19 protein-coding genes are annotated in these 15,667 nt (G+C 52.6%); 2 read left to right on the top strand and 17 right to left on the bottom strand.

What is annotated here, in order from left to right; translation table 11 throughout:
* Positions 1 to 96 precede the first annotated feature (96 nt).
* Positions 97 to 1,350, bottom strand: a complete 1,254-nt coding sequence (locus ACJJIE_RS02675) for a Y-family DNA polymerase (RefSeq protein ID WP_444893458.1) — start codon at positions 1,348 to 1,350, stop codon at positions 97 to 99.
* Positions 1,350 to 1,739 (bottom strand): LexA family protein, encoded by a 390-nt coding sequence (locus ACJJIE_RS02670; RefSeq protein ID WP_444893457.1) that lies wholly within the window; start codon positions 1,737 to 1,739, stop codon positions 1,350 to 1,352. The genes ACJJIE_RS02675 and ACJJIE_RS02670 overlap by 1 nt, the downstream gene beginning before the upstream one ends.
* A gap of 437 nt (positions 1,740 to 2,176) precedes the next feature.
* Between ACJJIE_RS02670 and ACJJIE_RS02665 the strand changes: the two genes are divergently transcribed.
* Together ACJJIE_RS02665 and ACJJIE_RS02660 are read left to right on the top strand one after the other, a co-directional pair.
* Entirely contained in the window at positions 2,177 to 2,701 is a 525-nt protein-coding gene (locus tag ACJJIE_RS02665; protein ID WP_282932260.1) for a ComF family protein, read from the top strand.
* The gene (locus ACJJIE_RS02660) at positions 2,688 to 3,350 is read left to right on the top strand and encodes a DNA-processing protein DprA (protein WP_282932259.1); all 663 of its coding nucleotides are present in this window, start codon (positions 2,688 to 2,690) and stop codon (positions 3,348 to 3,350) included. Before ACJJIE_RS02665 ends, ACJJIE_RS02660 begins: the two co-directional genes overlap by 14 nt.
* Positions 3,351 to 3,422: 72 nt before the next feature.
* On the opposite strand, the gene ACJJIE_RS02655 is transcribed toward ACJJIE_RS02660, so the two are convergent.
* The 15 genes from ACJJIE_RS02655 to ACJJIE_RS02585 all read right to left on the bottom strand — a co-directional run bounded on the left by ACJJIE_RS02655 (position 3,423) and on the right by ACJJIE_RS02585 (position 15,489).
* Entirely contained in the window at positions 3,423 to 3,710 is a 288-nt protein-coding gene (locus ACJJIE_RS02655) for a hypothetical protein (RefSeq protein ID WP_444893456.1), read from the bottom strand.
* Between the two features lie 98 nt (positions 3,711 to 3,808).
* Positions 3,809 to 4,249 carry a DUF2793 domain-containing protein gene (locus ACJJIE_RS02650; protein WP_444893455.1) on the bottom strand — a complete coding sequence of 147 codons (441 nt, stop codon included), beginning with the start codon at positions 4,247 to 4,249 and terminating at the stop codon, positions 3,809 to 3,811.
* A 16-nt stretch (positions 4,250 to 4,265) separates the two neighbouring features.
* Positions 4,266 to 5,825 (bottom strand): phage tail protein, encoded by a 1,560-nt coding sequence (locus ACJJIE_RS02645; protein WP_444893454.1) that lies wholly within the window; start codon positions 5,823 to 5,825, stop codon positions 4,266 to 4,268.
* A 7-nt stretch (positions 5,826 to 5,832) separates the two neighbouring features.
* The gene (locus ACJJIE_RS02640) at positions 5,833 to 6,411 is read right to left on the bottom strand and encodes a hypothetical protein (RefSeq protein WP_444893453.1); all 579 of its coding nucleotides are present in this window, start codon (positions 6,409 to 6,411) and stop codon (positions 5,833 to 5,835) included.
* On the bottom strand, positions 6,408 to 7,367 hold the full coding sequence (locus tag ACJJIE_RS02635; RefSeq protein ID WP_444893452.1) for a hypothetical protein: 960 nt from the start codon (positions 7,365 to 7,367) through the stop codon (positions 6,408 to 6,410). Before ACJJIE_RS02635 ends, ACJJIE_RS02640 begins: the two co-directional genes overlap by 4 nt.
* Positions 7,364 to 8,290, bottom strand: coding sequence for a hypothetical protein (locus tag ACJJIE_RS02630; protein WP_444893451.1), 927 nt, complete (start codon positions 8,288 to 8,290; stop codon positions 7,364 to 7,366). Before ACJJIE_RS02630 ends, ACJJIE_RS02635 begins: the two co-directional genes overlap by 4 nt.
* A complete protein-coding gene (locus tag ACJJIE_RS02625; protein ID WP_444893450.1) occupies positions 8,278 to 8,712 on the bottom strand; it encodes an NlpC/P60 family protein in 435 nt (144 codons plus the stop codon). Before ACJJIE_RS02625 ends, ACJJIE_RS02630 begins: the two co-directional genes overlap by 13 nt.
* 1 nt (position 8,713) lies before the next feature.
* Positions 8,714 to 9,649 (bottom strand): phage/gene transfer agent baseplate hub protein, encoded by a 936-nt coding sequence (locus tag ACJJIE_RS02620; RefSeq protein ID WP_444893449.1) that lies wholly within the window; start codon positions 9,647 to 9,649, stop codon positions 8,714 to 8,716.
* Positions 9,646 to 10,236 (bottom strand): DUF2460 domain-containing protein, encoded by a 591-nt coding sequence (locus ACJJIE_RS02615; RefSeq protein ID WP_444893448.1) that lies wholly within the window; start codon positions 10,234 to 10,236, stop codon positions 9,646 to 9,648. Before ACJJIE_RS02615 ends, ACJJIE_RS02620 begins: the two co-directional genes overlap by 4 nt.
* Complete coding sequence (locus ACJJIE_RS02610) at positions 10,236 to 12,479, bottom strand: hypothetical protein (RefSeq protein ID WP_444893447.1); 2,244 nt, start codon at positions 12,477 to 12,479, stop codon at positions 10,236 to 10,238. The genes ACJJIE_RS02615 and ACJJIE_RS02610 overlap by 1 nt, the downstream gene beginning before the upstream one ends.
* 16 nt (positions 12,480 to 12,495) lie before the next feature.
* Complete coding sequence (locus ACJJIE_RS02605; RefSeq protein ID WP_444893446.1) at positions 12,496 to 12,759, bottom strand: phage tail assembly protein T; 264 nt, start codon at positions 12,757 to 12,759, stop codon at positions 12,496 to 12,498.
* A 20-nt stretch (positions 12,760 to 12,779) separates the two neighbouring features.
* Positions 12,780 to 13,139, bottom strand: coding sequence for a phage tail assembly chaperone family protein, TAC (locus tag ACJJIE_RS02600; RefSeq protein ID WP_444893445.1), 360 nt, complete (start codon positions 13,137 to 13,139; stop codon positions 12,780 to 12,782).
* A gap of 10 nt (positions 13,140 to 13,149) precedes the next feature.
* Complete coding sequence (locus ACJJIE_RS02595) at positions 13,150 to 13,629, bottom strand: phage tail tube protein (RefSeq protein ID WP_444893444.1); 480 nt, start codon at positions 13,627 to 13,629, stop codon at positions 13,150 to 13,152.
* Positions 13,630 to 13,680: 51 nt separating this feature from the next.
* Complete coding sequence (gene gpU, locus ACJJIE_RS02590) at positions 13,681 to 14,073, bottom strand: phage tail terminator protein (RefSeq protein WP_444893443.1); 393 nt, start codon at positions 14,071 to 14,073, stop codon at positions 13,681 to 13,683.
* A 129-nt stretch (positions 14,074 to 14,202) separates the two neighbouring features.
* The gene (locus tag ACJJIE_RS02585; protein WP_444893442.1) at positions 14,203 to 15,489 is read right to left on the bottom strand and encodes a hypothetical protein; all 1,287 of its coding nucleotides are present in this window, start codon (positions 15,487 to 15,489) and stop codon (positions 14,203 to 14,205) included.
* Positions 15,490 to 15,667 lie beyond the last annotated feature (178 nt).

Raw genomic sequence — 15,667 nt, 5'->3', positions numbered from 1 at the left:
TGGAAATGGTAAGGCGGCTTACACCTCCTTTAAACCCTAAGATCACTCAGCCGCTCAGTTTTTACCACACTCAAAAGCTGTATATTTACACAAGATTTAGACTGTTATCTCTGGCAACTGATCCCACTGCGTTGTATAAGCTGGAGACCGATGCTCTTGCCGCATCTTCCACTTCTTGTTGATACCTTCAGCCCCCAGAAACAAGGTACCCCGGCCAAACCGCTGATTGATCTGATCGATGGCCTGCATGGTCTCGCCTGATCGTGTTGGCTGACCTGCGGTGAACATGTCGCCTTGCCCCAGCGATCGGGGGATAAGCTCTACCAGTCCTACCCCGGCTTTCAGGAATCGGTGCCCCTGCAGGAACAGTTCTGTAATCGCTCGCTTTACCAATTGCACTATCAGCCGAGTGTCATCCGTGGGGTATGGGGTTTGTACCACCGTGCTGCGGCTGTAGTAGTGCGGTTCATGGGGTGAGGTATGTAGGAATACATGGACAGACTTCACCAGGGAATCCTGGGCGCGCAGTTTCTCTGCTGCCCTGCTCGCATACAGGGTGACGGCCTGCAGTATCGGCTGGAGGTCGGTGAGCTTTTCGCCGAATGAGCGTGTGCAATAGATCTGCTTCTTGGCCGGGGGTTGTTCCTCCAGGCTTAAGCAACTGATGCCATTCAGCTCTTCTATCGTGCGCTCAATGTTTACGTTCGTGTGGCTGCGCAGTATTTTCGGGTTGGCTTGTGCCAGGTCATAGGCGGTCTTGATTCCCAGGGGCCCGAGCCGCTTTGATAAGCGCCTGCCTACGCCCCACACATCACCCACCTCAGTGCGCCGTTGCAGCCATTGCCATTTTTCGGGGGAATCCAAGACGCACACGCCCTCACACTTGGGGATCTTCTTGGCGGCTCTATTTGCCAGCTTGGCCAGGGTTTTACTCGGGGCGATACCAACGCCCACCGGCATACGTATATCTCGCCAGAGAGTTTGCCTTATCTCCTGACCGTAATCCGACAAGCTCTCTTGCAACCCATGCAGATCCAGAAACATCTCGTCGATGCTGTAGACCTCAACCTCTGGGCTGTATTGCTTTAGGGTTGTCATTACCCGGTGAGAGATATCGCCGTACAGGGCGTAATTACTCGAGAAGATCCTTACTCCATGCTTGCGCAGCAGGTGCTCAATCTTAAAGAACGGCTGTAAGTCGGGGATACCTAAAACCTTGGCCTCTTTCGAGCGCGCCACTACACAGCCGTCATTATTGGAAAGGACTACCACCGGAAGCCCGCGCAGATCCGGCCTGAATATTTGTTCACAGCTGGCATAGCAGCTGTTGCAATCAACCAGCGCCAACATCAGCAGGACCGGTGATACCGTACGGAAGCCTTGACCACTCCCTCGACAATCAATTCCTGCCCTTCCCAAATGGGGATCGGCGTGTATTTGTCATTCGCGGACAGTAGCTGCCCTTTTTGCCGATCAAGCACTTTGCAGGTTAGCTGCCCATCCAGGGCAACCACCACTACATCACCGTGAACCGGGGTTAAGGATCGATCAACTACCAGCAAATCCCGGTCAAAAATGCCGAGATCCCGCATGGAATCACCGTTGGCCCTAGCCAAGAAGGTGGCAGCCGGGCTGGTAATCAGGTGTTGATCCAGGCTGAGCGCCGCTTCTTTGTGGTCATCCGCTGGCGAAGGGAAACCGCAGCTGACACCGCTGGCGTATAGGGGGGATAGTTTCATACCGGTATTACTTCAATAATTCTCCGAGTTGGGCCTGCTTCTCGTTAAGAGCGTTCAACTCATCTACAAGGGCGTTGGTTGCCGCATCCAGCTTGTTCACCTGAAGCTTCAACATATCCCTAAGCTTCGGGTCAGCAGGTGTCTGCGGTCATATCAATAGTGTTCAAGCAAGCGCGTATCTCGGCTTCAACCTCTATGAATGTCATGGCCCAACTCCTTCTTTCCGTCGACACAGAGGCAATCTACCAAAATACTGTATACATATACAGCATAGATAACAAAAAGAAGATGGCGGGTGCCTAGTGGCATCCTGAGGGTTTGCAAGAGCTAGTGCTGTGGTTATGGCTCGCAGCTAATCAAATATAATCCAGTTTTCATACTGTGAACTTCATCTGTATATTTGCAGCCGGAAGCAAAAGTTGTTAAGGGATTTAATCGTGCAGGTAGAATATTTATTTGATTACCACCCGTATCGAGGTGGCAAAAACCCACAACATACTGGCACAAGCGTGCAGCTTATCAAGTTTAAACAGGGAGACCCGGAAGCTATCCGATTCTTTTCGGAGCATGTTAAAGCCAGGCTCGCATCAATATTTCCTGCAGGCGCAGTGTTTAGTGTTGCCACCGTCCCCTCCTCCACCCAGGGAAAAGCCCATAAAGGCTTTACTCACATGTTTCGAGTGCTCCAGGGTGCGTTCTATATCAAGAACAGCGGAAACCTACTGCAGAGAGTGAGGTCCATCGACCCCTTACATAAAGGCGGCTCACGGTCCCCAAACATGCACAGAGAAACCCTGACGGCAGTTAACCGCATTACCCCAGGTGATAAAGTGGTATTATTGGACGATGTGACTACCAGTGGGAATTCTCTGAAAGTGGCTGCGGAGCTGCTCAGGGAGGCCGGTGCTGATGTAGTTTTGGTTCTAGCTTTATGTAAAACGGTCAATAATGGATATAGTTGAGATTCGGCGCGGTGACCAAAGATACCCACTGGGATTAGAGGACGCCCCCAGCCCTCCTGCGGTCTTGTATGCGCGTGGGAATGTTGACCTTCTCTCCAAGCCTGGCATAGCTATCGTGGGCTCTCGTGATGCCTCTACGAATGGACTGGAGATTGCCCGGAGAATTGCCGGTTACGCGGTATCAAAAGGGAATGTCGTTGTCAGCGGTTTGGCACTAGGGATCGATGCCGCAGCCCATGAAGGCGCCCTGGCTGTTGGTGGTGGCACTATCGCCGTGCTTGCCCACGGTCTACACACTGCAAACCCCCGAGCTAACTACAAGCTGGCAATGCGAATACTTGATGCCGGCGGCCTTTGGGTGTCAGAACACCCTGAAGGTGTATCTCCCCAGAGACACTTCTTCGTAGCCAGAAACCGAATCCAGGTTGGGCTCTCTCAATCTTCAGTTATCGTGGAATCTGCCACATCAAGCGGAACCATGAAGCACGCTGACTTTTGCCTGCAAGCACGGCACCGCCTCTTTGCAGTTGCTCCTCACAATCCTGAAAATTCATTAGGTCTTAATTGCCAAGGTCCAATTAAGCTCATCAATGATGGCAAAGCTACAGCTCTAAGAACCAAGGCTGACTACGACCTCTTAGAGCTGTAGGGTTCTACTCTTCCTATGAGAACTTCAGCCCGTACTTCTCCACTATCGCCATAAAGCACTGCACATAGAAGGCTAGGCGATTGACTCTTCTTGCTCTGAGGCTTCAGCAATGCCAAAGACCTGCTTAATTTCACGCTTAATGCGCTGGTATTCGCCCATGCTGTTTTCATTGAACTCCAGCGTGATGGGCGTACCTCCTTCTGGTGAGTCCCCTAGTGTCACTATTATTCCTAGTTTTTTAAAATAAAAATGGGATATGTAAGAAGGGTTTATAAAACATTCTTTATCATCGCTAAACACTATAGACCCAGTTATTTCCTGGATGTCTTCATTTAGTTTAATCCTGATGGCTTTATGCACTTTCTTTGCTCCATGCTAGCAACTTATTGAGTATTATTTCTGGAGGCTAATGCTGTTTTTTCAATGCCTCACGAGCCCTATACTAGACAAAAAGCAATCTAACTCACCTGATTATCCCAAAGCATACCATCCAAAGCCCCCAGCATCTGCCCAACCACTCCGGCCAGATCCGTCGATGTATCCCCAGTAATCTGCGGCAAAGTCGCCGGGCGGTTGGCCACCTGCCAGCCGCTGCTGCCGTTGATATATAACAGGCCGTCCGCCTGATTCAGTGCGACCTTGGCGGGGAAGAATTGCCAGTAGCCGGGGTCCGCCACATAGCGGGCGAGCTGGCCGTTTTGGTTTGCCCACTCATTGCTACCGGTGGCAACTATGTAGCGATCGCCATCACTGGGGGAGCCGGGGGGATCATTTTGGATCCCCTGCACTTCGATCTGCAGCAACGCGTCGATGGTATCCAGGGCTTGGTTGAGGCTTGCCGCTGGGTCCAGGGTGCCTTCTTCGGCGTAGGGGATGGCGTTGTTGGGTGTGTTGCTCATGGTCCTTTTATCCTGTTTATACCGTAACTTCCGCAGTCGGGCCTGCGCCGGTGATGCTGTTAATTTGGCTCACTTGGATGGTGGCGGTGCCTGGGTCGGTGATTGTCAGGCTAGTGGCGTTGGTGTCAGTGCTATCGCCGTTCACCGTTACCCGGTAGCCGGTGAAGAACTGGCTTTGATCGTAGGCGGCGCGGCCACCTAAGCGCCCCACCCCAACCCATTCAATGGTGAGCTGGCCGCCGCTGCGGTAGGCGCGCAGGCTGGTGGGGGCTGGCTCACTATGGGAGGCGCCAGTGTAGGTGGCGGCGGTGGTGGTCTCCTCACCGCTGCCTGAACTGGTGGCGCGGAAGGTGAGAACCTGGCCCAGGTTGTAGCGCTCGGTGGGGATATAATTCAGCGTATTGCGATCCAGCAGAACAAAGCGGGTACCCGCTGAGTGCTGGGTGATTTCGGTTCCCAGGCGGCCGCGCAGCAGGTAGCCAATTTCCCAGACGCCGGGGCTGATCTCGTCGGCCTCGCCAAAGCTGATAATCTCATTGCCAATCAGTGCCCGGTTCTGCCGGTTGAGCAGCTGCGCCAGGGTGCGATATTCGAGCGCGTCGCCATCATCATAGAGTTGGATTTGCACGCGGTTGTGCGTGTCGGGGATCTCGCGCTTGTGGGTGCCGAGCGCAGTGACCAGCTCACCCATCACCGCCTCTACGTCCGTGGTATCGGACTCGGTATAGTTTTCTCCACCATCTAAAGACAGCGCAACAGTGGCGCCGCTCCAGGCGCTGTTGCTGCCGGCGATAGCGATGTAATAGCCCAGCTGGGTATCGTCGCCGCTGGACAGTATTGGCGCGTCGATAAATTCGATGTAGGTGGCGCCGGCCACTAGCGGCACTGGGTCCGGTGCGACCATGGGGGCCACGCCTAGGGCCTGACTTTGGTAGGCGCTTTTGCGGTCGTGAATCAGTTTGTATTTTTGCTCGCCCCGATCAATATTCACTTCATCAACGCGAAGGCGGTCGCCGAGATACAGCACCACATCGCCTGCCGTGAGCCCCAGATAATTGCGAGGCAAAGTAATATCAAACTCGCCGCGCTGCTCTTCGATCATCACTTTGTGCATGATCACAGCGGTTTGCGCGGCCTGATCGGTTTCCAGTACCACGGGGGTTTCAATATTTTTTTCCCCCTCGCCGCGAGTGTCGATACTGCGGTCTGAGGTTTGTTTGCAGGTATCGATACCGCCAACAGAATCGTAATAGTTCAGGTTTAATACCTGCACAATATCCTCGGGGGAGCGTCGGGTTTTCTCGTCGTCGCTATCGCCGATTAAATCGTTGGGGTCGATTTCCATTACCGGCTCACCGCCGCGCGGGACAAAAGTGACCGTTCCGCTGCGGTTTACCGGATCAAAAAAATATACCTTGGCCAGCTCTTGGATATGCTCGAATGCCGGGGATTCGTTAGTGATCTGCATCCCCTGCACATAGCCCTCCAACAGAGTGGTGTCGAATTTATCGAAGGGCACACCGGCGCGCTCGCAGATCTCGGCCACGACGGCGTAAAGGGGATATGCTGAAGACATAGAAAGCCTAGGGTTTTAATAAAAATTGCAGGCGGAATTTTCGATTCATGCCGACTTTAATCAGCCCGTCGCTGTTGACGTTTTCCTGCAGTAAATATTCGGTTTGATAGCGGTCGCGCTGCTGGCGGTAACAGAGGTCGCCGCCGCTGAGATAAGCAAAAATCACATCGCTGATTGAGGATTGCAGCGGCCTTGTATCATCCAGGGTCAGGCGCGGCGTCACTATGCCGGGCCAGGTGGTAGTGGTGAGGGAGCCAATACTGGAATCAAACCAGTAGAGCTTGGCCGTACCGCTTTCTACATAGGCGATCACCGGGTACATGTTCTGGTCAAAGGCCAGGCTTACTTCGGTAATATCGGTGCCGGTAATAATTGTGTACGCGTCCACCTCTCGCGCATCCAGCACAATTTCCGTACCGTCATTTAAAATACGCGCCCGCCAGATTTGATAATCCAGCCCCTCGGAAGGATCTTGAATGGCAATGCCGCCCATCTCGTAGTCGGTAATATCCCGCGCGGGCAGTGCAGCACCACCGATAAAAGGAGCATCAACCACCACAGAGGATAATTGCTGGTCCGGGATCATATCGATGCCCTGCCCCAGGTGTGGCCAATAGTTAGTGACAACGTTTTGCTGGAGGTTTTATTGATGGCATCGCCGGTGCCCTGAGCGGAGAATTCCAACTGCCAACGGCCCCAGCCCTGCTGCAACAAAACACTGCGTATGCCGTTTGAAAAGTTACCCTCATCCAAATCAAATTTAATGGTTTTGTATTGGGTGTAGCTGTTATCCACATAGTCTTCTATGGTGGGCGTAGAGCTACTGTCGTAGCTGCCGCCCGGCGCACCAGTGTAGTCGCCAATATTGCCATCATAACCCCGATAGCTACTGCTATTGTTACCGCTTGAGGTTGAGCCTAATTCAAGGCTCCAGCCGGTATAGCTGCCGCCGTAACTGCCCACATCGGCCGCGCGCATAGTGACATCGTAGGTAATGCCATCCAGTGTGATGGTGTCAGCTGCATCGGTTGTGGGAGGATAAAGACGCAACTCATAAGTGACCTGTAAATACTCGTCGCTGAGTTTGGTAATTGAGGTGGGGTTGCCGTCCGTATCGAGAATCAGCGCACGGGAAAATAAATCCGAGGTATCACTACCCCACCCCATGCCCACCTCAGAAATATTGCCGGTGCCCGCACCCGGTGCAAATTCAATCACCACCCGGCGCCACACGTAGGGCGTATCGCCATTCACCGCGCCGGTATCTGTATCCACATCGTCATCGCTGACAGCCAGCCGGCTATCTAGATTCGACTGCCCGCTGCTAGGGGTCGAATTGCCGCTACCAATATGGCAATACCCCATCATATGGCGTAGAGCGTGCGAAGTATTGTGGCCCAAAAACTCCAGCCCCTGATCTAAAATCAGATTATTAAACCAGTCCGCTGCGACTCGCTGAGAGCTCGGCACAATCTCGCCCTTGGCATCTTTTTTAAACGCGACAAGACGAAAGCGTCCCGCCATTTGTCCAGATAATTTCATTGCATCTCTCCTGAAATTGGGGCGCAAGCACTAATAAGTCCTTCCACTTCTGCGCGGTCATATTCAATTAACACTTCGCCCATAGTGCCGCCGCCCAAGGTGCAACTGCTATTAAGCCCTTCCGACTCAGTGCTGTAAGCCTTTAACAGATTGCGCATCTCGCCGGCATTTAATGAGCAGCTAGCGGCGAGCCCTTCGGGCTCTATGCTGTGAGTATTCAACAGGTTGCGCAGCTCACCGCCCTCGATAGCGCAGCCACTGGTCATGGCGTCCTCGGTGGTGTGCTCAAAATAATTGATAAAGTCGAGCCCTTTGGTGCGGCAGCTGCTGGATAGGGTCTCGGTAACTTCTACGGCATAGGGCCGGCTGGTGAGCATATTCCCTTCAGCCCGCTCCACCTCAAACGCAAATTGCGGAATAGCACCGCCGGTACTGGTGAGGTTTTCGTTGTCGATCACCATATAGCAGGTGCCGCGATACGCGTGCACTTCACTGGTGCCGAAAGCCGCCTGCATCACTGCGCTAGGCATCTGGTCCCAGTCACCGAGAAAAAAGTCAGCGATTAGTAAAAAGGCGTTGTTATTTTGGATCTGAGTGGTGTCGGTGCTATCGCGGTCGTAGATCAATTCATTGTTGCGCCAGACGCGAGAGATGCCGGTGATAGGCCCCTCGCATATTCGTATAGCGTAGGTGCGATAAACTTCCTCGTTGACGACTTCTGTCGAGCCGCCGCCCTTGCCGGATTTTTGTTTTTCTTTTTTCTTAACAATCTTGGGTGCGGTGGTGGCGATAATGTTGCCGATGACCGGCAGCACCTTGCCGAAAATAATCGGGCGCGGTACACCGGCTTTGGAGGTCTGCACTTTGATATCGTCAAAGGTACGGCCTTCAATCGTCGTAGTACCAAAAATTAAGTTACCCATGGGGAATACACCTCCACCAATAGGCGGCGCCAGCGTTTATCTAAAATATGTTCGCGGCAGTCTTGGTCGGCGTGGGCATGAATTAAGGTAAACCCTCCGTGCGAATAATCCCCTAAAAAACCAACGTGGCTTGGGTCGGATTTTTGCGGCGATTTAAATACTGCAATATCCCCCGGTTTCCATAGGGGTTCCGCTATCGGGCTGCCAAACCGCCGCTGCATTTTTTGCCGCAGGCCGTCTTTCCAGGGTTCACGGCCGTAGTGCTTTTCATCTTCGATATCGACACCGGCGGCGCGCAGGCTGAGCACGATCATGCCCACACAATCTACCGCCCAGTCTGTGCGGCCCCGGTGACGCCAGCGCACACCCTTAGCCACCAGGCTTCTTGCATAAGCCAGTGTCGCTTGTCTTTGTGGATTCATATTATTCCTGATGGCTGCTCACGCCGGGCCAGTCGCTGCCACCGCCGGCACTGCCGGAGATACCGGCACCGGGCGTATCGGAGGCTTGGCCGATAGGGATTAGATTCTCGCCTTTAAAATCCAGCCAGTTGCCGTGGTATTTACAGGTAGAAAATTGTCCGTCGCAGTCTTCGCGAATTTCCAACTCATCACCGGGTTGCACGGCAAACGGCAGGGGTTCGATCTGAGTGATCTGGCCGCTGGCGGTATCCACGGCCTCAATCTGATACAGGCGCGCGGAGACGTTATCGCCGGTTTTCCAGCGCACCCGCCAGCGATTGGCAGCCGTGGAAAGCGTGGCAATATCATCCACCAGATAGGTGACTTTGGGCTCGTCACTATTAACGGCGGTGACCGTGGCCGATTGCCACAGCGCATCCGCATTCACACCGCAACCGGTTTGCGAATTCGCATCCGTGCCGAAAATGGCCCGGCAGGTGACGGAATCCACATGGCCGACAGACTGGCGCAACCGCATCATGTAGCTCAGCAGTTCAGGGATAAATACCGTATTGCGAACCGTCTTTACTTCGCCAATATCACCGCCGTCCAGCTCGATAGCGCCCATGGATAGATCGCGGTAATTAACCTCATACATGACCCACTCCGCATTATCCAGCTCACCGCGCTCGGCCATCTCGACAGTGATGCCCGGCACGTCGGTGGAATACAGGGAATAGCCCTCGGCATTGTCCACATCAAAAGACGTGTCACTGGCAATTACGCTGGGGTCAAAGCCGTTCTGGGCGTAATAGATAATCCCGTTGTATTCGACATTGCGGTCTAACGTGGTTGCACCAAATACGCGGCCATCGGTGAGGGTGATTTTTAATAGGCGGCAAGTGGTGGTGACGCCGCTGTCGTAGTGGGCTTGCAGTGCGCCGGGGATGTATCTCACAAGCGAATCTCCAGCAGCTCGACACTCCCACTACACACCGGTTGGCCCCTATGGCGGTTTTCAATGCCGAAGCTAACATCATCCTCAAAGCGCACCGGTACATCGAACTCACCTTGCCAGGTAATCTCTGCACCATTGGCCGCATTGAGCTCCACTTGGCCCGTGGTGTAATCAATCGCAGCGGCCACCTCTTGGCCATCGACAAAAATTTTTACCGTGCCACTCACGGGTTTATAAATTTCGCGCTGATAAGACAACGAGCCAAACACATAGCTTTTTATCAGCTGGTAAGTTTCGGTACTGCCGCTGCCGTAACCGATCACCTCACCGTCTGCAAAAAAATCACTGGCGTCCTTGAAGCGAAATCCCACCAGGGCACCGGCACAGGCGTGGTGCGCGGCAACGACAATTTGGTGATCTTCATAATCCAGGTTTTTGAAGATCACCGAGTACTGGCCCAGCGGGCGCTCCCACTCCGCATTGCGGCGCTCTACCCCGTTGCGCAATTCGCGAATATCCGTTTTGTAGCGGTGGCCATATTCGGAGCCATAGGCCACACGCTCCAGCAATCGACTTTCATTAAACATTAAGAGCCGAGCCTCCTGCGGTTAATACGTTGCTGGCGGGTACTCTCGCGAGCTAATTGTTTTGTAGTGCGATTATCCAACTTGCCGGAAACGCTAATATTCTGGGTGAAGGGTGCAGCTCCACCAGAGCTTCCACCACGACCACCGCCATGCATATCCGCTTGAATCATGGCCAGGGTGCGATCCAGTTTTGCACTGGTTTCTGAGGTGGTGACCCGCTCGCCTTTTTCCAGCAGCCAGGTGCCGGTTTCAGGTACCGCATCAAGGCCGTCATGAGCCATGCCGGTAAGCTTTGCCGCAGCCAGGCCACCGGTGACATACACGGCACCGGCCGCTGCTGCACCCAGTACCGGGCCCACATAGGGAATAGAGGCCATCGCGTTGTATGCACCCATGGCCGCATCATTGGTATTGGCAATAATGCTGGTTAGTGCGTTGCGTTTTTTCTCATCCAGCAGGGTACTGCCGATGGCCAGCGCCGCGCGCATATAGGCCGCCTCTTCGCCCTCCATACCGGAGTAATATTCCGAGGCCACCGACATCAACAGGTTGTAGCCTTCCAGCTGCTGCTGTCGGCGCAGGTCTTCATTGGCTTGGGTAATTTCGGTGAGCTTTTCTTCATACTGCTGGCGAATGGCCAGCTCCTCCTCATCCCAGGTGGCATTGAGGTCGGCGCGCTCGCTGCGGAATTGCTCCAGCATATCGAGCTGAGTGGAATACCAGTCTTCCAACTCGGTGCGCGCGGATTCGATATCGGAGCCATTATCGAGGCCACCGAGTGCGGGGGAGTCTTCTGTGGCGGCGTCGGTGATACGGCCTAGGGTCTGCTGGCGCTGTTCGTCGGTGATATCTTTTACTGCTTCGAGAATATCCAGGCGCTCGCGCAGTAAATCCAGATTGCGCTCTTCATCAGTTTGCAGGTCTGAAACCAGTGAATTAAAAGCCTGCTGCGCGCGCAGCATTCGCTCGCGCTGCTCCGCCTCTTTTTCTAGTTCGCCTTCGATATCCCCCAGCACACCCGAGAAGGTTTCCCAGGGGTCGCCGATGGCTGCCAGTTCCTTTAAGTCAGCTTCCACCTCGGCAATCGCTTGCTGAAAGTCATCACCGAGCAGCGGCCCCTCAATGACGATCTCTGATTGAGTTTTAGCATTAGTTTTCGAATAGGCATCAATCGCGGATTCCAGGCGTGCTAATTCCGCTTTTAATTCCTCATCGTTCCAATATTCCACCACACCTTTAGGACCAAAAAAGCGCAAGCGCTGGCCGAGGTCATTGCTGTCGAGTACATCGCGAATGCGCTGCGCATCCCGCTCCAATCGCACAATATCGTCGGCATGAATACCCACGGTAATAGCCGCAAATTCCTCGGCCAGATCTTGGACGGTGTGCACCGCATCGGTGACCACCTTGGCTACCACAGTAAACCCTTGGATTAATCCGCTAGTGAGGGCAGTTGCCGCTTGTATGGTGGCTGGGTCTTGCAGCAGTTCGGTCAGATCTTTAATCGCCGGCAGCGAACCGGTAACGACTTCTTTTTCAAATCCGTCGAATGCGCCTTTGAGTTTATCCAGATTCTTGCGAACTTCTCCCAGCTGCTGCAGATCCAGGTCCGACAGCACCGCGCCCACGTCTTCGGCCTCATCCCCCAGCCGACCAAGTTCCTTGCCGTTGTTGCGCAGCAGCGGCAGCAACAAGGTGGCATCACTGGCAATGGCCTCCATATAGAAGGTCATTTCGCTCTGGGATAAATTGGCTTTTTCCAGGCTACTGACATAAAGCCCCAGCGCATCACGGCCCGATAAATTGCGAAACTCTTCGGCAGTGACTCCCACTTGCGGGGCGATATTTTCAAAGAAGTCCGCCATCGGCCCGGCGCCGGTCTGCAGGAAGTCACCGACCTTATCCGAGGTATCCTTGAGGATATCTGCAACCTTGTCCTGCTCAACGCCGTAGCGCTGCGCAGCGTAGGACATACGCTGGAATTCTTCGGCGCTGGTGTTGGCCACCGCAGACAGGTTTTCAATCTCTGCAGACTGCTCTATCACCCGCGAGGTCATTACCGCTAGTGCGCCGGCAGCGGCAACGGTGCCCGCAGCAAATGCCTTATTTACCGCAGAGACACTACTCTTTACTGTTTTCTGCCACTTTTCAGTGCTCTTTTCAGCTTTGCCAAGGCCCTTTTCAAAGCCCCCGGTTTTAGCAATTAAGTCAACGCTTAGTGTGCCCAGGTTTTTATTAGACATAGCGATCCACCGCCCCTTAGTGCCAGGTCTTCATCGCTTGTTCCAGCGAGATTTCCGGCTCCTTCTCATGGGGCATAAAGTCTGTGATTTTTGCGGGGGCGCCTTTGCCGCGATGGGTATTGGCGTAGAGGGTGGCAAGTAATGCCGTGGATCTTTCAGTGCGCATTCCCGGGTGAAGGGAGCCGCGCAGCTCACGATATTTCGCCCAGCTTTGTACTTCTTGATGGCTCAGCCGCCGCTGGGCCTCTTCGATGGTGCAACCGCCAATGCCGTTTAGCACCAGCTCGTGCCAGAGTTCCTCTAGCTCGCTGAGCTTTTCGCCTTTCCCAGGTTATTGACCGCACCGATTTCCATCAGCAGCGCCTGGGTTAAATCCGCATTGAGCGGGCCGCGATCTGGATCTGCCTCGCCGGTAATATCCTTCGCGGTAAATACCGGCTTGCCCTCGGCATCGACAACACAAGCGGCAATGCGCCCGGCAATCACATCGCCCTCACCGCGCAACGCCGCCACATCATTGACGGCGCTGTAGTATGAGAGGCGGCGAATATAAACCGTCGCCGTGAACTCCTCATCGCCCTGCTTCCAGGTAATGGAACGCTTAACCGGCGCCCCGGAAAAGCTGCCCTGCTGCTGCAGGGATTCAATCGATAATTCCATGGGTTACCCCTTACGTTATATTTTTGGGCGTCCAGGCAGAACCGCCGCTGCGCTGGATCGACATTTCACCACTGACCAAGGTGTTCAGCTGGAAATCAAAGGGGAAGTCAGCGACATAGCCTTCAAAGGTGAACCAAGTGCGCGTGGTGGGCAGTGACCACTCGCCGGTGGTTACGGTGGGTGCTTCAGTGCCATCACTCCAACCCACCGCCCACTTGATGCTATCCACCGTATCATCCTGGGACAGTTCATGCAGGCGCTTATGCACCGCGTTCTGCGGGTTTATTTTGAGCCCTACCGATGCCTGCCCCGGTGTACGCAGGCCGCGCTTGAACTTCTTATCCAGGTCTTCCAGGGAAGTGTCATCTAGCTGGTCGGCGGGACTGCCGCCGGGATTAAATGAGGTAACCCCGGTGATCTTCTGCACAGTATCAGCATCTCCTGCCGGGTCGATAAAATAGATATTGGTGCCCTGAGCCAATTGGGACATAGGGGTTCTCCAGTCGCTTTAGTGGAAATTAATAATCGACGCGGGAATGCGTCACTCAGTGGAATATTGGGCGCTGTAGGTCAGGCGCACTTCGCCCAAGGGGTGGTCTTGATCCAGGGCGAAATCGGTTTGTGATAGCGAGAAGATTTCACAGGCACCGCCCAGAGTTCGATCCTGCAGGACACTCTCAACATCCTCGGTAGCTTGATCCAGTAATTCATAGATATCCCCCCGGCTATGCACCACTACCGCAACCACAAGATCCAGCTGGCGGGTGGTGCCAGAGAACTCTTGCTGTGTTTGTTCCGTGGCAAAGCCGACGAGGATTGCCGGCAGCTTTTCTCGTTCGATGCCTTCGGTGGTTCCGGCTGAGGGGAAGTTATAGCCGGATAGGGTTTTTAGTTTGCTTAATACAGCATCGCGGATGGTGATGCGTTGGGTCATTGGGATTGCTCCAGGAATTTCGGACATAAAAAAAACCGCTGGTGCGGGTTTGGTTAGCGAAGGTGATTTTTTGCAGGTCTTCTATGACTCAAGAGGTTTTTTATCCTCTCAAGCTTGCTTTTCTAGACACTATGATTGTGATGCCATTTCCTTTTTAAGTTTCTTACCTTCGAACTCTAACTCTGCGTTTCCACTTCCTGCCTGCACACGAACTTTTGAGGCAGAACCTAAAAGCGCTGACGCTAACTGATCCCCAGCATCAATATCTGGCACGCTAGCATCATTTTCTTTCTCGAATAAGTTTTTTGTAATACTTTCCATCAGCACTGTAGGTATGCCAGTACCTAACGACGCCTTCCATTCAAGAGAGGTTTCAACAACCCAACTTGCCCTATCAATATCTAGTTGAAATTGCTTAAGATGAAATTCTGCTTGGGAATGCTGTTCAAACCAACGATTTAGCCATTTAAGATAAAAAACTGCAGTTGCGATCCCGCCAGCAGTTAAGCTCAACTGCTTTATTGCAAGTATTATAACGTTCGTAGTTGTTGCGCTACCGCCCCCCAAATATTCAAATAACTCAGCTGCATACCAAATACCACCCAACGCAAACAGAAAGATAAGCACATTGCAAAGTATATGAATAGGTATTCTTAGCCTGTTGGTTCCGGGAGTTAATTTAAATTCAGTAGACCGACTCTTAATGATTTCTTGAATCTCTTGGCGAATTCCTCGACGAACATGGGTATTATCTCTGTCATCTATACCTTTTATCCTCGCATCGACCTCTGCTGTTTTAGTCTCAAGGATTTCGTTCTTTGCCCGATATTTTCCTTCGAGCCTGTCTTTATCTTCCTTAAGCTTATTGGCAAGACTCTCAGACTTAGCATCATACTGTGCCTCCAACTTTTCTCTAAACTCTGCGCTCTTTCTAATAAGCTCTTCGTTGAGATTTTCAAGGCGTTCAAGTGTTGATATATGCATCGCTTCAAGCTGCGCTTGAGCTTCAGGATCGGTCTTTATGCTTTTTGATGAATCAAAAGAATTTAGCTCTTTGCTAATAGTAGCAAAAATTTCAATTTTGTCTTCATTTGAAATTTCCCCTTGGTTATTTTTACTAATCCAAATTTCGTCAAACACTCCTGACTTATTCTCTGGCCTTTCCTTCCCTCCTCTGTGATATGAAATATATAAGCCTTTCAAAGTAAGTACAATTTTGTCAATAAGAGAGGAGTTTTTTGACAGGAGTACTTCCATATCCTCCGGAGGGGATTTTGGATTAATATTTCTTAATTCCAAAAACCCAATGCCGGATACGTTTATCTTTGATACAGAATAAGTGGAGGCTAAGCCTTTGAACACACCCCATACCTTTTTGTCGACCTGTCTAGGTAGTTTTATAATCTGATCCGACATTTATAGCTATCTCCTTGTTGCATAACATTTAAATAGTGGTAATCATGACCACGATTTCTGATACAAATTTACGACAACAAGCCATCATTTTCTACTAAATCAATAGATAGCGATCACTCGAAATTATCAGTTCACCTAGAAAATTGGCCATCAAAACCGGGACCTCCCATTTTAACCA

The sequence above is a fragment of the Microbulbifer maximicatervae (SeqCode) genome, assembly GCF_052467325.1.
Note: the sequence above shows the minus strand (reverse complement) of the source record. Positions and strands in the feature narration are given on the sequence as shown.

Coding starts and splice junctions, on each gene's coding strand:
- ACJJIE_RS02675 (WP_444893458.1), bottom strand. CDS start 1,350: ATGTTGGCGCTGGTTGATTGCAACAGCTGCTATGCCAGCTGTGAACAA.
- ACJJIE_RS02670 (WP_444893457.1), bottom strand. CDS start 1,739: ATGAAACTATCCCCCCTATACGCCAGCGGTGTCAGCTGCGGTTTCCCT.
- ACJJIE_RS02660 (WP_282932259.1), top strand. CDS start 2,688: ATGGATATAGTTGAGATTCGGCGCGGTGACCAAAGATACCCACTGGGA.
- ACJJIE_RS02650 (WP_444893455.1), bottom strand. CDS start 4,249: ATGAGCAACACACCCAACAACGCCATCCCCTACGCCGAAGAAGGCACC.
- ACJJIE_RS02645 (WP_444893454.1), bottom strand. CDS start 5,825: ATGTCTTCAGCATATCCCCTTTACGCCGTCGTGGCCGAGATCTGCGAG.
- ACJJIE_RS02640 (WP_444893453.1), bottom strand. CDS start 6,411: ATGATCCCGGACCAGCAATTATCCTCTGTGGTGGTTGATGCTCCTTTT.
- ACJJIE_RS02635 (WP_444893452.1), bottom strand. CDS start 7,367: ATGAAATTATCTGGACAAATGGCGGGACGCTTTCGTCTTGTCGCGTTT.
- ACJJIE_RS02630 (WP_444893451.1), bottom strand. CDS start 8,290: ATGGGTAACTTAATTTTTGGTACTACGACGATTGAAGGCCGTACCTTT.
- ACJJIE_RS02625 (WP_444893450.1), bottom strand. CDS start 8,712: ATGAATCCACAAAGACAAGCGACACTGGCTTATGCAAGAAGCCTGGTG.
- ACJJIE_RS02615 (WP_444893448.1), bottom strand. CDS start 10,236: ATGTTTAATGAAAGTCGATTGCTGGAGCGTGTGGCCTATGGCTCCGAA.
- ACJJIE_RS02610 (WP_444893447.1), bottom strand. CDS start 12,479: ATGTCTAATAAAAACCTGGGCACACTAAGCGTTGACTTAATTGCTAAA.
- ACJJIE_RS02600 (WP_444893445.1), bottom strand. CDS start 13,139: ATGGAATTATCGATTGAATCCCTGCAGCAGCAGGGCAGCTTTTCCGGG.
- ACJJIE_RS02595 (WP_444893444.1), bottom strand. CDS start 13,629: ATGTCCCAATTGGCTCAGGGCACCAATATCTATTTTATCGACCCGGCA.
- gpU (WP_444893443.1), bottom strand. CDS start 14,073: ATGACCCAACGCATCACCATCCGCGATGCTGTATTAAGCAAACTAAAA.
- ACJJIE_RS02585 (WP_444893442.1), bottom strand. CDS start 15,489: ATGTCGGATCAGATTATAAAACTACCTAGACAGGTCGACAAAAAGGTA.